The organism is Tsukamurella tyrosinosolvens, from assembly GCF_900104775.1.
In the GTDB taxonomy this organism is placed as follows: Bacteria; Actinomycetota; Actinomycetes; order Mycobacteriales; family Mycobacteriaceae; genus Tsukamurella; species Tsukamurella tyrosinosolvens.
On record NZ_FNSA01000003.1, the window covers coordinates 679868 to 693690 of the forward strand.

The window sequence follows — 13823 nt, forward strand, 5'->3', positions numbered from 1 at the left end:
ACCCTACGCGCTCGCGCCGGCGACGAGGCCGCGGAAGGTCTCGAAGGCCCGCGCGCCGTGGATCGTCGCCGGGCCGCCGTGCATGAGGAACGTGACGCCGATGGCCTCGGCGGCCTCCTGCTCGGTGGCGCCCGCGCGCGCCGCGGCCTGTCCGTGGGAGGCGATGCAGCCGTCGCAGCCCTCGACCACGCCGATGGCGAAGGCGATGAGCTCCTTGGTCTTCCGCTCGAGCGCGCCGTCGGCGAAGGCGGCGCTGCTCAGCGCCCCGAAGCCGGCGTAGACGTCGGGGATCGCGCGACGCAGGTCGCGGTGCTGGGGCTGGAGCGCGCGCAGCGTCGCGGCGCCGTCGGTGGGGTGGTCGTGGGTGCTCATCGTCGTCCTTCCGGTAACCCCCTGGGGGGATGTTCGTCACGAACCTAGCATCCCCCTGGGGGGATGTGCCACCATGGGTGGGACGGCGACATCGACGGTCGCGTCAGCGACGGAAGGAACGGACCCATGGCGGAATTCACGATGAGCGCAGCGATCGACGCGCCCTACGACGAGGCGGTGGCGCGGGTGCGCGAGGGCCTCGCGGCGGCCGGATTCGGCGTGCTGACGGAGATCGACCTCACGGCCACGCTCAAGGCGAAGCTCGACGTCGACGTGCCGCCGAAGGTGATCCTCGGCGCCTGCCGGCCGCAGCTGGCCCACGAGGCGCTGGGCATCGACCCGCGCGTCGCCGCGCTGCTGCCGTGCAACGTCGTGGTCTCGGCGGACGGCGACCGTGCGCTCGTCGAGGTGATGGACCCGAACGTGATGCCCTCGTTCACCGGGACCGATGCCCTCGCGGGCGTGGCGGCCGACGCGCGGCAGCGACTCGCCGGGATGCTCGACGGGCTCCGCGCATGAAGCTGCCCGAGGAGGGCGCGAAGCCCATCGTGACGCGGCTCAAGCGGGCCCACGGCCACCTCGCGACCGTCATCCGCATGCTCGAGGAGGGGGAGGAGTGCGAGGACGTGCTCACCCAGCTCGCCGCGGTGAACAAGGCGCTCGGCCGCAGCGGCTACGCCCTCGTCGCCACCGGCCTGCAGCACTGCATCGCCACCGAGGGGCCGGAGAACGTCGACCAGAAGAAGCTGGAGAAGCTCTTCCTCGCCCTCGCCTAGGCGGTGAGCTCCTCGACGGTGACGGTGAAGTCCTGCGCGCGCAGGCGGTCCGCGAGCACGTCGCCCAGCGCGACGGCCGGCGTGAGCACGCCCGCGCGGTCGGGGAGCGCCGCTCCGCCGCGGGCGGTGTCGCCGTCGAGCGCCAGCGCCAGGCTGGACTCGCCGAGCATCACGGCGGTGCCGCTGTAGCCGGGGTCCAGGCGCGCACCGATGGTCGACCGGTAGCGGCGGCCGCTCGTCGTGCGCGTGTACACGTCGGCGATGAACGAGCCCTTGGCCTGCGAGGACTCGCTCGGGCCCTCGCCGGGCGAGGGGAGGATCCGGTCGAGGACGGGGCGCAGCGGCTTGATCGCGAGCGCGGCCATGCCCACCGCGAGCGCGCCCTGCACGGCGTGGGCGGCCACGGCCTTGACGACGGGCGGGCCGGGCACGGCCATCGTCTCCCGGTACGTGAAGTCGGGGCCGTACGCGAAGTCGAGCAGGCCGTTGGAGCGGCGCACGACGCGGGTGTTGTAGCTGGCCATGAAGAACGGGGCGAGCCGGCCGGTCAGCGACGGATCGACGGTCTTCGCGTCGACGACGGACAGGTCGCCGGGCTGCTTCGGCGTCTCACGCGTGTGGTCGACGCTCAGCGAGTGCGGGCGGCCGGCGACGCGGCGCGCGTCCCGGTCGGCGCTGACCTCGTCGGCGAGGCCGATCGCGGAGGCGATGGTGCCGCCGCTCGCGCCGCCGCGGATCGAGCGGATGACCAGCGTCGTGGAGCCGAGCGTGCCGGCACCGTCGGCCCGGGCCTTCTCGTAGACGAGGAACGTGCCGAGGTCGGACGGGATGGAGTCGAAGCCGCAGGAGTGCACGATCTTGGTGCCGTTGGCGACGGCCTGCTCGTGGAACTTGTCGATCGAGCGCCGCGCGAACAGCACCTCGCCCGTGAGGTCGGTGTAGTGCGTGCCGGCGTTGACGCACGCGCCGACGACCGTCTCGCCGTACAGGGCGTAGGGGCCGACGGTGCTGCACAGGACCGTCGTGCGGGCGACCATCGCATCGAGGGTGGAGGGCTTGTCGACGTCGGCGACGACGATGCCCCAGTCCTTCGCCCGCTCGCCGAGCTCGGCGCGGACCTTCTCCAGCTTGGCCTGCGTGCGGCCGGCCAGCGCGATGCGCACACCGTCGGGCGCGTGCTTCGCGAGGTGACGCGCCGTCAGCACGCCGACGAAGCCGGTCGCACCGAAGACGATGAGGTTGAATTCCCTGGTACCCGCAGTCATGCCGCGATGTTAGCAGTGTTCGCACGGTCGCGCTCGCGCATCGCGCGCCACTTCTGGAAGGCGCGGGCCGCGGCGGGGGCGAGGAAGAGCATGAGCAGCACGCGGATGAGCTGCGCCGCGACGACGAAGGTGATGTCGACGTTCGACGAGGCGGCCACGGCGAGCACCGCGTAGATCCCGCCGGGCGTCGTCGCGAGGTAGCCGTCCAGGGCGGAGACGCCGGTCATCGCCGACAGTGCGAAGCCCAGGCCGGCGCAGCCGATCCCGACGCCGACGATGAGCAGCGTCGCCCACGGCAGCAGCCGCGCCATCGCCGTGAGGGACTCGCGGGTGAATCCGACGCCGGCCTGCCAGCCGATCACCAGGTAGCCGGCGAGGACCATTGCCACCGGCACCGTCGCCCCGGCGGCGACGCCCGAGAGTGACAGCGCGGCGGAGGCGACGAGCGGGCCGAGCAGTCCGCCCGCGGGCAGCCGCGTCGCGAGCCCGACGGCCAGGCCGCCGCCCACGCACAGCGCGGTGAAGCCGAGGTCGAACCACCAGGGCCGCGCGGGTCCCGAGTCCGTCGACGAGGAGCCCGGCGTGTGCGGGTACAGCGCCGCGACCAGGGGGAGCGACACCGTCACCAGCCCGACGCGCAGGTACTGGACGACCGCGACCACCCTCTCGTCGCCGCCCAGTTCCCGCGCGATCGCGACGAGCCCGGACGCGCCGCCCGCGACCAGCGCCAGCGAGCCGGTGATCGAATCGGTGTCGCGGTGCCGGCCCAGCAGCGCCCCGGCGCCGACGGACAACAGCAGCGTCGCGAACCCGACGAGCAGCGCCGCCGGCCACCGCGAGCCCAGCGCCGCGACCGTGTGCGCCTGCATGAGCGTGCCGATGTACGCGCCGAGCACGCCCTGCGCGGCCAACTGCACCGGCCGCGGGATCGGCCCCGGCGCCCGGCCCGCGAGCGCCGCGACCACCGCGCACGCCAGCGCCGCGAACAGGGGCGCGCTCGGCACGCCGGCCGCCATCAGTGCGGCGGAGAGGGCGCAGGAGGCGACGATCAGGCCGGTCCATCTCGTCAGCTCGCTTCGCATGACTACAAGTATCTGCTTGCGGAACACGGCATGCAACTCGCGAAATGCGCAAAAGTATGAAGTAAACTCTTGCTATGTCCGATGTCAGCGACCTCCGCTACGGCGTGCACTCCCTGAGCCGGGAGATCCGCGCCCACCGCCGCCCCGGCGCGCTCACCGAGACCCAGTACCTCGTGCTGGGCAGCCTCGACCGCGGCGGACCGGCCACGCCGGCCGAGCTGGGGGAGGCGCACCACGTCCGCGCGCAGACCCTCACCCCCGCGCTCAACGCCCTCGCCGACGCCGGCCTGGTGCGCCGCCGCCGGGACGAGACGGACCGTCGCCGGCAGTACGTCGAGCTGACCGCGGCGGGCCGCGCCGTGATCGAGGAGGACCGGGAGATCCGCAACGCCTGGCTCGAGACGGCCATGGCCGAACGGCTCACCGACCTGGAACGCGGCGTGCTCCTGCTCGCAGGTCCGGTCCTGGCGAAGCTCGCGGACGGATGATGCGGTCGTAAGGTGGTCCGCATGCAGAAGCCGCCGAACCCGTCCACGCTCCAGGCGCGCGTGATCGTGGACGAGCTGGTCCGCGGCGGCGTCACCGACGTGGTGCTGTGCCCCGGCTCGCGCAACGCGCCGCTCGCCTTCGCCGTCCACGCGGCGGACGCGCGCGGTGAGCTGCGGCTGCACGTGCGCATCGACGAGCGCACCGCCGGCTTCCTCGCCGTCGGCCTCGCGGCGGCCGCCCGCCGCCCCGTGGCGATCATCATGACCTCCGGCACGGCCGTCGCGAACCTCGCGCCCGCCGTCTACGAGGCCAACTACGCCCGCGTCCCGCTGCTGGTCGTGAGCGCGAACCGGCCCTACGAGCTGCTCGGCTCCGGCGCGAACCAGACCGTCGAGCAGTTCGGGATCTTCGGCACGCAGGTCCGCGCGTCGCTGTCCCTCGGCCTCGCCGAGCCCGGCCTCGACCGCAACTCCCAGTGGCGCAGCGCCGTCTGCCGCGCGCTGTCGGCCGCCCGCGGCGCCCGCACCGGCAACGCCGGCCCCGTCCAGTTCGACATCCCGCTGCGCGAGCCCCTCGTCCCCGACGACCCGTCGCCCGAGTTCGCCCACGGCCGGCCCGACGGCGGCCCGTGGACCGTCGCGCCGGTCGCCACCCTCGACGTGCCGCTGCCGATCGACCTGACCCCCGACACCGTCGTCATCTCCGGGCACGGCGCCGGCGAGAACCCCGCGCTCGCCGGGCTGCCCACCGTCGCCGAGCCGACGGCGCCGCACCCCGCGAACCCGCTGCACCCCTGGGCGCTCCCGGCCCTCAAGCCGCGGCAGGCCATCATCTGCGGCCGCCCGACCCTGCACCGCGAGGTGAGCGCCCTGCTCGCCGACCCCGAGGTCACCGTCTACGCCGTCACGACCGGGCCGCGCTGGCCCGACGTCTCCGGCAACGTCGCCGCGACGGGCACGCGGGTGCTGCCCGTCGGCGAGCCCGACGACGCCTGGCTGCAGCGCGCCGCCGCCGCCGACGCCGCCGCGCGGGAGGCCGTCACGGACGGCCTCGACGCCGAACCCGTCACCGGCCTGCACGTCGCCCGCGCCGTCTGCGCGGCGCTGCGCACCGGCGACCAGCTGGTGGTCGGCGCGTCCAACCCCGTCCGCGACGTCGCCCTCGCCGGCGACGTCCCGCCCGGCGTCCGCGTGCTGTCCAACCGCGGCGTCGCGGGCATCGACGGCACCGTCAGCACGGCCGTCGGCGCGGCGCTCGCGCACCCGGACCGGCGCACCGTCGCCCTGATGGGCGACCTCACGTTCGTGCACGACGCCTCCGGCCTGCTCATCGGCCCCGAGGAGCCCCGGCCCGCCAACCTCACCATCGTCGTCGCCAACGACAACGGGGGCGGCATCTTCAACCTGCTCGAACAGGGCGAGGAGCGGTACTCCGGGGCGGAGTACGACGGTGCCGCCGCCCGCGTCTTCGGCACGCCGCACGGCACCGACATCGGCTCCCTCTGCGCCGCCTACGGCGTCGAATACGTGCGCGCCGACCTGGGCGACCTCGCGGACGCGACCCGCGCCGACGGCCTGCGCGTCGTCGAGGTGCGCACCGAGCGCACCGGTCTACGCGCCCTGCACGCCGGCATGCGGGCGCGGATCAGCGCCGCCGTGCCGGGCGCGGCCCCGGGCGGACCGTCGGGCTCGGAGGACCGCGGATGAGCCGCACGGCGCTGCGCCGCGTGCAGATCGTCCTGCTGGGTGCGGCCATCCTCATCACCGGGCTGTGCGTGGTGCTCGTCGCGGCCGCCGTGCGCGACGACCGCACCATCGACGCCGACCGCGGCACCGCGACCGCGGAGGTGCTCTCCGCCGGGCCCCGCCGCTCGACGATCAGCTTCTACACGACAGACGGCGTCAACCACAATCCTCCGCTGGGCGTCCTGTATCCCAGCGAGCTCAACGTCGGCGACCGGATCCAGGTCGAGTACAGCCGCTCGGACCCGGAGCTGGTGCGCGTCGCCGGACGGTCTGCCGTCGTCGCGATCCTGCCCGCCGCGTCCGTCGCCGCGGGGACGTGGCTGGTGGTCGGCGCGATCATGCTGCTCATCGCCGCCGGCTACCACCGGGGTGAGAGTTCACCTGACGTTCCGCGCACCGTCGACCGGTAGAGAACCTCACGGTCACCGCCCCGGGCGACACTGCTGACGTGCGTATCGCGATCGTGGCCGAGTCCTTCCTGCCGAACGTCAACGGAGTGACCAACTCGGTGCTCCGGGTCCTCGAGCACTGCCGCCGCACGGGGAGCGAGGCGATCGTCATCGCGCCGGACGCGGTCGCCGGCGAGGAGCCGGCCCCACTGGAGCACCTCGGATTCCCCGTGTACCGGGTGCCCGCGCGGATGCTGCCGAAGATCTCGTCGCTGCCGATCGGGCAGCCGAACATGCTCATCGTCGACGTGCTGCGCGACTTCCGGCCCGACGTCGTGCACCTCGCCTCGCCCTACTTCCTCGGCGCGGGCGGCCTCGCGGCGGCCAAGCGCCTCGGCATCCCGACCGTCGCGATCTTCCAGACCGACGTCGCCGGGTTCGCCGGCTCCTACGGCCTCGGGCCCCTCGAACGCGCCGCCTGGTGGTGGACCCGGCAGATGCACAAGCAGTGCGATCTGACGCTCGCGCCGTCCTCGGCCTCGGTGGCCGACCTCGAGGCGCACCGGATCCCGCGGGTGAAGACCTGGGCGCGCGGCGTCGACGCGGAGCGCTTCGCCCCGTCGCACCGTTCGGCCGCGCTCCGCTCCTCCTGGCTGGGGGACCGTCCCGACCGGCTGATCGTCGGCTTCGTCGGGCGGCTCGCGGCGGAGAAGCACGTCGAGCGGCTCGCCGGCCTCGCGCACCGCGACGACGTGCAGCTGGTCATCGTCGGCGACGGCCCCGAGCGGGCGCGGCTCGAATCGCTGCTGCCCGGAGCGGTCTTCACCGGCCAGCTCGGCGGCGCGGACCTCGGCGCCGCCTACGCCTCGCTCGACGTCTTCGTCCACGCCGGCGAGCACGAGACCTTCTGCCAGGCCGTCCAGGAGGCGCTCGCGTCAGGCGTCCCGTCGATCGCGCCCGACCAGGGCGGGCCCCGCGACCTCGTCGCGCACTGCCGCAACGGCTACCTGCTGCCGACCGCGGAGTTCGCCGACCTGCTGCCCGGCGTCATCGACACCCTGGCCGATCCCGCCCTCCGCGCCCGGTTCGGCGAGGCCGCCCGCAAGTCCGTCCTGGCCCGCACCTGGCCGGCCCTGTGCGACCAGCTGTTCGACCACTACGCCGGCGTGATCGCCGGACCTGCGGCGGGCCGGTCGGTCCGCGCCGTCGTGTAGCTTTCGGGGCATGGCAAGGGCCTCCCTCGACAAGAAACCGGGCGACGTCGCGTCGATGTTCGACGGTGTCGCGCGCCGGTACGACCGGACCAACACGCTCATGACGGGCGGGCTGGACCGGTACTGGCGCGCCCGCACCCGGCGCGCGCTCGACCTCACGCCGGGGGACCGCGTGCTCGACCTCGCCGCGGGGACCGGCGTCTCGACGGTCGACCTGGCCCGGTCCGGCGCGTGGGTCGCCGCCTGCGACTTCTCGACCGGGATGCTCCAGGCCGGTTCCTTCCGGCGGGTGCCGATGGTCGCGGGCGACGCCATGGCGCTGCCACTCGCCGACGACTCCTTCGACGCCGCCACCATCTCCTTCGGCCTGCGCAACGTGCAGGACACCGTCGCGGGGCTGCGGGAGATGGCGCGCGTCGTGCGTCCCGGCGGCCGCCTCGTGGTCTGCGAGTTCTCCACCCCCACCAACGGCGCCTTCCGCGCGCTGTACGAGAAGGTCGCGCTCGAGGCCATCCAGGTGGTGGCGAAGGGATCGTCGAATCCGGAGGCCTACACCTACCTCGCGGAGTCGATCCGGAACTGGCCGGCGCAGGCGGAGCTCGCCGACCTCGTCCGCGAGGCGGGCTGGGGCGACGTGGCCTGGACGAACCTGACCGGCGGCATCGTCGCGCTGCACACCGCGACCCGCCCGCTAGGCTGAACGCGTGGAGAAGACGGTAGCCGGGGTCTCGCTGGGATCCGACGAGTTCGCGGCGGGGATCCGCGCGGACCTCGCCCGCGTGGAGCAGGTCATCGCCGACGGCATCGCCGAGGCCGACGGATGCGTGATCGAGGAGGCCCTGCACCTCTTCCAGGCCGGCGGCAAGCGCTTCCGGCCCATGTTCACGGTCCTCTCCGGCCGCATCGGCGGCGCCCCGTCGGACCAGGTCATCACCGCCGCCGCGGCGATGGAGCTGACGCACCTCGCGACGCTGTACCACGACGACGTGATGGACGAGGCGGACACGCGCCGCGGCGCACCGTCGGCCAACGCGCGGTGGGGCAACTCGATCGCGATCCTCGCCGGCGACTACCTCTTCGCCCGCGCCTCGGCGTACGGCGCCGACCTCGGCCCCCGCGCCGTCGGCGTGATCGCGAAGTGCTTCGGCGAGCTGGTCACGGGCCAGATGCTGGAGCTCAAGGGTGCCGGCGACGGCGACCCGGTGCAGCACTACCTGGACACCATCTGGGGCAAGACCGGCAGCCTCATCGCCACCTGCGGCCTGCTCGGCGCGCTGCACGGCGGCGCCTCCGAGGAGACGGCGCAGCGGATGTACCGGATCGGCGCCGCCATCGGCATGGCCTTCCAGATCAGCGACGACATCATCGACATCAGCTCCGTCGCGCAGGACTCCGGCAAGACGCCGGGGACCGACCTGCGCGAGGGCGTCTTCACGCTGCCGGTGCTCTACGCCCTGCGGGATTCCGGGCCCGAGGCGGACCGGCTGCGGGAGATCCTCGTCGGTCCCGTCACCGACGACGCGCTCGTCGACGAGGCCATCGAGTTGCTGGGCCGCTCCGCGGGCATGAAGGAGGCGCAGGCCACGCTGGCCCGCTACGCCGACGACGCCCGCGCCGAGCTCGCCGAGCTGCCCGAGTCCGAGCCCCGCTCCTCGCTCGAATCCCTGGTCACCTTCACGGTCGCGCGCCTGGGCTGAGGTTCCGTTCTCGTGCAGGGCCTGGGGAGTCGGACGGGCAATCAGATCCGCACCGCGCTGCTGCTGGCGCTGGTCGCGGGTTTCCTGATGGCCACCGGCGCGATCTTCGGGCAGACGGCCTTCGTGCTCTCGATCGTGCTCGCGGCCGGCGTGTGCGCCTACCTGTACGTCAGCGGACCGTCGCTGCCCCTGCGCGCCATGCACGCCCGCAGCGTCTCCGAGCTGCAGCAACCCGCCCTGTTCCGGATGATCCGCGAGCTCTCGACCTCCGCGCGGCTGCCCATGCCGGCGATCTACGTCTCGCCGACCGCGGCGCCCACCGCCTTCGCCACCGGCCACGGCCCCACGCACTCCGCGGTGTGCGTCACGATCGGCCTCCTGGAACTCCTCTCGGAGGACGAGCTGCGGGCCGTCCTGGCGCACCAGCTCGCGCGGATCGGCTCCCGGGACACGCTGACCGCGTCCGTCGCCGGGGCTCTCGGCGCCGTGATCTGCGGTTTCGCCGGGTTCGGTTACCTCCTCGGCTTCGGTGACGGCGGCGCGCGACGCAGCCGGGTCGTCGACGCCATGCTGTCCGTGCTCGCGCCCATCGCCGGCGCACTGATCCGGCTGGGCGTCTCGCGGACCGTCGACTACCGCGCCGACCACACCGGGGCGCTGTTGACCGGGTCCCCGTCCGCGCTGGTCAGCGCCCTGGAGAAGGCGTCCGACGGTGCCGCCCGCGCACCCCTGCCACCCGAGCCCGAGATCGCCGTGCACGCCAACACCATGCTGGTGTGCCCGTTCCTCGACAGCGACCGCATGGGCCGCATCTTCCGCACCCAGCCGCCCGTGGAGCGCCGGGTCGAGCGCCTGCAGGCCCTCACGTCGTAGCCCGACGGTCCGCCTCCCGCCGCGGGGGGGCGGGCGCCGGCGTTTCGTGGGGGATTCGGCGCCGCGCGGGGGACGGCCGAGCCCCCACCGGAGGAGCGGCGTCTGGTGGGGGACGCGACGCCGCGGTGGGGAATCGGCGCGGCGCGGGGGACGAAAAGTTGTGGATACCCGCTGGTAGCTGTGGATGAACGGCCTCACGGAGCGGAGTCGCGCGAGGTTCGGCTGGTGGGATGTGCCCATGGGGGAGCTACTGAGTCGCGACTATCTGTTGGCCACGGGATGGACGAGCGGGGCGATCAGCCGCGCTGTGGAATCGGGCGAGCTGATCCGGCTCGCCACCGCGATGTACGCGCTCGCCGGCGAATATCCGGCGCACGTCCTGTACCGGATGCGAGTGGTAGCGGCGGCGACGTCGTGCGGCGGGGTGCTCAGCCACGAGAGCGCCGCCGCGCTGCACGACATCCCGTACCTCCGACCGGCGCGGAAGGACGTGCACTTCACCGTCGACAGGGTGCACGGCGGCGGCCGTCGGCCGGGGATACACGTGCACCCGCGGCCCCTCGCCGCCGACGAGATCGTCGAGGTCGACGGCGTGCGGGTGACATCGCGGGCGCGCACGCCGATCGACGTCGCCATGACCGGCGACCTGATCCGCGGGGTGGCTGCGATCGACGCGGTGCGCCTCGTGCCGCGATTCCCGAGGCCGACGGATCCGACGCCCGGGCCACTGGCATCGCTGATCGAGTGCCTGGACCGATTGGGCCGGCGGCGCGGGTCGGCGACAGCCCGCCGCGCGCTGGCGATGTCCGTGGACTGCGCCGAATCGCCGGGGGAATCCTGGTCGCGGGTACTGATCCACTCGTGGGGTCTGCCGGCGCCGCGACTGCAGACTCCGTTCGACCTCGGTGGGCGCCGGGTGTTCGCCGACTTCGACTGGGGTTCGCTGATCGGCGAGTTCGACGGCAAGGGCAAGTACGGCACGACCGATGCCGAGCGCGCCGCGGCCCTCGAGGCGGAAAAGGTTCGGCACGCGCTGTTCGTGAACGCCGGCTTCGAGGTCGTGCGGTGGGACTGGGACGACCTGCTCGACGACACCCGCCTCCGCAGCAGGCTGACGCCCACCCTCGCCCGCCATGGCCTCCTCTCCGCGTAGAGCGCCGGCGTTCAGCGGGGGAGTCGGCGTGCGGCGGGGGACTCGGCTTTGCGTGGGGGAGACATGTCGTCCGGTGGGGGAATCGGCGCTCAGTGGGGGAGTCGGCTCCTGCCGGGGGAGAGGCGGCGATTCATGGGGGACCGAACGACTGGTGGGGGAGATGTCGGCTTCTCATGGGGGATTCGGCGCCGCGCGGGGGACAGTCGAACCCCCACCCCACGAGCGGCGTCTGATGGGGGACCGAACGTCGGTCGGGGGAATCGGCGCGGCGCGGGGGACGATGCCACTGTCCCCGCGGCGTGACCACATCCGCCGCCCGCTCTCGACGTGAGGAAACCCACAGCCGATGGAGTGCCCGACGCCCGGCCCGGCCGCACGGCACCGTCGAACCAGCGCGCAGGGCGCGCACCGTCGAACCAGAGGACTCAGCGGTAGTTGACGAACTGCACCGCGATGTCGAGGTCGGCGTTCTTGAGCAGCGACTGGACGGACTGCAGGTCGTCGCGCGACTTGCTGGAGACGCGCAGCTCGTCGCCCTGGATCTGCGCCTTGACGGACTTGGGGCCCTCGTCGCGGATGAGCTTGCTGATCTTCTTGGCGTTCTCGCTGGTGATGCCCTCGACCAGGGTGCCGGTGATCTTGTAGGTCTTGCCCGAGGCGACGGGGTCGCCGGCGTCGAAGGCCTTGAGCGACAGGCCGCGCTTGATGAGCTTCTCCTGGAAGACCTCGAGGCCGGCCTTGGCGCGCTCCTCGGCGTCGGAGGTGATCACGATCTTGTCCTCGCCCGAGGACTCGACGGTGGTGTTCGTGCCGCGGAAGTCGTACCGCTGGCTGAGCTCCTTCGAAGCCTGGTTGAGGGCGTTGGCGACCTCCTGGCGGTCGATCTTGCTCACGACATCGAACGACGAATCGGCCATCTCGGCTGGACTCCTAATCAGTTGACCTGCGGGTTTGCGCGCCCCCCACGGGGGCGTTGTAGTCTATCGTCCGCTGCCTTCACCGGCAGCGAAAGGCACGTTGCCCGAGCGGCCAATGGGAGCGGACTGTAAATCCGTCGGCTTAGCCTACGTAGGTTCGAATCCTACACGTGCCACCAGCTGCGGCCCCCGGCGTTCATCCGTCGGGGGCCGCAGCGATAACGAGCTGACCTGCGGATTTGGATGAACTCCGCCGCGGTGTGTAATCTCGTTGAGGCTCTTGGAGCGCCGGGAACGGCGAACCGAGGCACGCCCCCTTAGCTCAGTCGGCAGAGCGTTTCCATGGTAAGGAAAAGGTCGACGGTTCGATTCCGTCAGGGGGCTCGCTAGACCAGTGCAATGTGCTGATAGCTCAGGGCGGTGTAGCTCAGCTGGTTAGAGCGCACGACTCATAATCGTGAGGTCGGGGGATCGAGCCCCCCCACCGCTACAACTGACAAGAGATTTGCGAAAGAGGGACCGTCGTGGCTTCATCGACAGATGTCCGCCCCAAGATCACCTTGGCGTGCGAGGTGTGCAAGCACCGTAACTACATCACCAAGAAGAACCGTCGCAACGATCCCGATCGCCTCGAGCTGAAGAAGTTCTGCCCGAACTGCGGATCGCACCAGGCGCACCGAGAGTCGCGCTGACGTAGACGTCGACAAGGGGGAGGGCATCCACAGCGGATGCCCTCCCTTTTGGCATACTGCCCTTCAGCCCATTCACGATAGGTAGGTTCGTCACGTGAGCAAGGACATCGATGTGCCGGGTGGACCGGTCACCGAGCAGCTCAGCCCCGAAGAAGTCGCGGAGCGCACGCGCGCCGCGGTCGGTTACAACTACGAGTACGACGAGAAGTACTACGTCAGCCGCGAGAAGGTCCGTGAGTTCGCGAACGCGTCCCAGCTGACCGACCCCGTCCACCACGACGTGGAGGCTGCGCGCGCGGCCGGGTACGCCGACATCGTGGCGCCCCCGATCATGTTCTCCCTGATCGGCATCATCGCCCACCGCCCGCTGTTCGAGAACGCGATCGTCGGCTACGGCCGTCGCCCCGTCGTGCAGTCGGCGCAGGAGGTCAAGTTCCACGCGCCGATCGTCGCGGGGATGACACTGACCACTCACGTGCACTTCGACGCCTTCCGGCAGGCCGCGGGCGCCGACCTCATCGTGACCCGCAACGAGATCTCCGACCAGGACGGCAACCCCCTCGTCACGTCCTGGACCACCCTGGCCGGCCGGTCGGGCGAGGACGAGGACGCCGAATTCGTCGGTGCAATGGAAAAGGTGATGATGTATGGCGCTTCGTAACTTCGCGGACGTGACGGTGGGCGAGGAGCTCCCGGAGCGCACCTTCGAGCTGACCCGCGGCGACCTGGTGAACTACGCCGGCGTGACCGGCGACCCGAACCCCATCCACTGGTCCGATCACATCGTGAAGCTGGCCGGCATGGAGGACGTCGTCGCGCAGGGCATGCTCACCATGAGCCTGGGCTCGAACTACATCACCGAGTGGCTGGGCGATCCGGGCGCGCTCAAGGAGTACAGCGTCCGCTTCACCGCGCCGGTGTTCGTCCCGGCCGACCAGAAGGCGGAGCTCCTGTACTCGGGCAAGATCAAGTCGCTCGACGAGGAGACCAAGACGGGCGTCGTCTTCCTGACGGTCAAGCAGGGCGAGCGCAAGATCTTCGGCAAGCCGGTCGCCACCGTCCAGTTCGCCTGACGGTCCGCGGCCCGCTCGGGCCGCATGACCGGTGCGTTTTGAGGTGCGGCACCGATGTGCCGTACACTGAACTGTCCGCACAAAAC

The 13823-nt window shown here is 72.1% G+C and carries 17 protein-coding genes and 3 tRNA genes; 16 read left to right on the top strand and 4 right to left on the bottom strand.

Annotated features, from left to right (window positions below; translation table 11 throughout):
- Positions 1 to 3: 3 nt before the first annotated feature.
- A complete protein-coding gene (locus tag BLW32_RS04705) occupies positions 4 to 372 on the bottom strand; it encodes a carboxymuconolactone decarboxylase family protein (RefSeq protein WP_068740820.1) in 369 nt (122 codons plus the stop codon).
- A 126-nt stretch (positions 373 to 498) separates the two neighbouring features.
- On the opposite strand from BLW32_RS04705, the gene BLW32_RS04710 reads away from it, so the two are divergent.
- Both BLW32_RS04710 and BLW32_RS04715 read left to right on the top strand, forming a co-directional pair.
- Positions 499 to 891, top strand: coding sequence for a DUF302 domain-containing protein (locus BLW32_RS04710; protein ID WP_068740821.1), 393 nt, complete (start codon positions 499 to 501; stop codon positions 889 to 891).
- A complete protein-coding gene (locus BLW32_RS04715) occupies positions 888 to 1148 on the top strand; it encodes a metal-sensitive transcriptional regulator (protein WP_068523933.1) in 261 nt (86 codons plus the stop codon). The genes BLW32_RS04710 and BLW32_RS04715 overlap by 4 nt, the downstream gene beginning before the upstream one ends.
- Here the strand turns inward: BLW32_RS04715 and BLW32_RS04720 are convergent.
- Together BLW32_RS04720 and BLW32_RS04725 are read right to left on the bottom strand one after the other, a co-directional pair.
- Positions 1145 to 2413: a saccharopine dehydrogenase family protein gene (locus BLW32_RS04720; protein ID WP_068740822.1), complete on the bottom strand. Its 1269-nt coding sequence runs from the start codon at positions 2411 to 2413 to the stop codon at positions 1145 to 1147. The two genes, BLW32_RS04715 and BLW32_RS04720, sit on opposite strands and share 4 nt — an antisense overlap.
- Positions 2410 to 3495 carry an AbrB family transcriptional regulator gene (locus BLW32_RS04725; RefSeq protein WP_068740823.1) on the bottom strand — a complete coding sequence of 362 codons (1086 nt, stop codon included), beginning with the start codon at positions 3493 to 3495 and terminating at the stop codon, positions 2410 to 2412. Before BLW32_RS04725 ends, BLW32_RS04720 begins: the two co-directional genes overlap by 4 nt.
- Before the next feature lie 74 nt (positions 3496 to 3569).
- On the opposite strand from BLW32_RS04725, the gene BLW32_RS04730 reads away from it, so the two are divergent.
- The 8 genes from BLW32_RS04730 (at position 3570) to BLW32_RS04765 (ending at position 11055) form a co-directional block, all read left to right on the top strand.
- Entirely contained in the window at positions 3570 to 3983 is a 414-nt protein-coding gene (locus BLW32_RS04730) for a MarR family transcriptional regulator (RefSeq protein WP_068627121.1), read from the top strand.
- A 21-nt stretch (positions 3984 to 4004) separates the two neighbouring features.
- Positions 4005 to 5690, top strand: a complete 1686-nt coding sequence (menD, locus tag BLW32_RS04735) for a 2-succinyl-5-enolpyruvyl-6-hydroxy-3-cyclohexene-1-carboxylic-acid synthase (protein ID WP_068627210.1) — start codon at positions 4005 to 4007, stop codon at positions 5688 to 5690.
- Positions 5687 to 6139 (top strand): DUF3592 domain-containing protein, encoded by a 453-nt coding sequence (locus tag BLW32_RS04740; RefSeq protein WP_068523938.1) that lies wholly within the window; start codon positions 5687 to 5689, stop codon positions 6137 to 6139. Before menD ends, BLW32_RS04740 begins: the two co-directional genes overlap by 4 nt.
- Positions 6140 to 6177: 38 nt before the next feature.
- Positions 6178 to 7332, top strand: coding sequence for a glycosyltransferase family 4 protein (locus BLW32_RS04745; RefSeq protein ID WP_068523940.1), 1155 nt, complete (start codon positions 6178 to 6180; stop codon positions 7330 to 7332).
- A 10-nt stretch (positions 7333 to 7342) separates the two neighbouring features.
- A complete protein-coding gene (locus BLW32_RS04750; RefSeq protein WP_068740824.1) occupies positions 7343 to 8032 on the top strand; it encodes a demethylmenaquinone methyltransferase in 690 nt (229 codons plus the stop codon).
- 4 nt (positions 8033 to 8036) lie between these two features.
- Positions 8037 to 9029: a polyprenyl synthetase family protein gene (locus BLW32_RS04755; protein ID WP_068740825.1), complete on the top strand. Its 993-nt coding sequence runs from the start codon at positions 8037 to 8039 to the stop codon at positions 9027 to 9029.
- A 12-nt stretch (positions 9030 to 9041) separates the two neighbouring features.
- On the top strand, positions 9042 to 9902 hold the full coding sequence (locus BLW32_RS04760; RefSeq protein ID WP_225535887.1) for a M48 family metalloprotease: 861 nt from the start codon (positions 9042 to 9044) through the stop codon (positions 9900 to 9902).
- Between the two features lie 238 nt (positions 9903 to 10140).
- Positions 10141 to 11055, top strand: coding sequence for a type IV toxin-antitoxin system AbiEi family antitoxin domain-containing protein (locus BLW32_RS04765; protein WP_074850915.1), 915 nt, complete (start codon positions 10141 to 10143; stop codon positions 11053 to 11055).
- Positions 11056 to 11480: 425 nt separating this feature from the next.
- Here the strand turns inward: BLW32_RS04765 and BLW32_RS04770 are convergent, their stop codons facing one another.
- Complete coding sequence (locus tag BLW32_RS04770; protein ID WP_068740827.1) at positions 11481 to 11972, bottom strand: YajQ family cyclic di-GMP-binding protein; 492 nt, start codon at positions 11970 to 11972, stop codon at positions 11481 to 11483.
- Positions 11973 to 12066: 94 nt separating this feature from the next.
- Between BLW32_RS04770 and BLW32_RS04775 the strand changes: the two genes are divergently transcribed.
- The 6 genes from BLW32_RS04775 (at position 12067) to hadB (ending at position 13737) form a co-directional block, all read left to right on the top strand.
- Positions 12067 to 12151: transfer RNA gene (locus BLW32_RS04775), tRNA-Tyr, on the top strand.
- Between the two features lie 132 nt (positions 12152 to 12283).
- Positions 12284 to 12356 (top strand) — tRNA-Thr (locus BLW32_RS04780).
- Between the two features lie 32 nt (positions 12357 to 12388).
- Positions 12389 to 12462, top strand: a tRNA-Met gene (locus BLW32_RS04785).
- A gap of 34 nt (positions 12463 to 12496) precedes the next feature.
- On the top strand, positions 12497 to 12664 hold the full coding sequence (rpmG, locus tag BLW32_RS04790; RefSeq protein ID WP_013125415.1) for a 50S ribosomal protein L33: 168 nt from the start codon (positions 12497 to 12499) through the stop codon (positions 12662 to 12664).
- 94 nt (positions 12665 to 12758) lie between these two features.
- The gene (gene hadA, locus BLW32_RS04795; protein ID WP_068523949.1) at positions 12759 to 13325 is read left to right on the top strand and encodes a (3R)-hydroxyacyl-ACP dehydratase subunit HadA; all 567 of its coding nucleotides are present in this window, start codon (positions 12759 to 12761) and stop codon (positions 13323 to 13325) included.
- Entirely contained in the window at positions 13312 to 13737 is a 426-nt protein-coding gene (hadB, locus tag BLW32_RS04800; protein WP_068523951.1) for a (3R)-hydroxyacyl-ACP dehydratase subunit HadB, read from the top strand. The genes hadA and hadB overlap by 14 nt, the downstream gene beginning before the upstream one ends.
- The last annotated feature ends 86 nt before the right edge of the window (positions 13738 to 13823 follow it).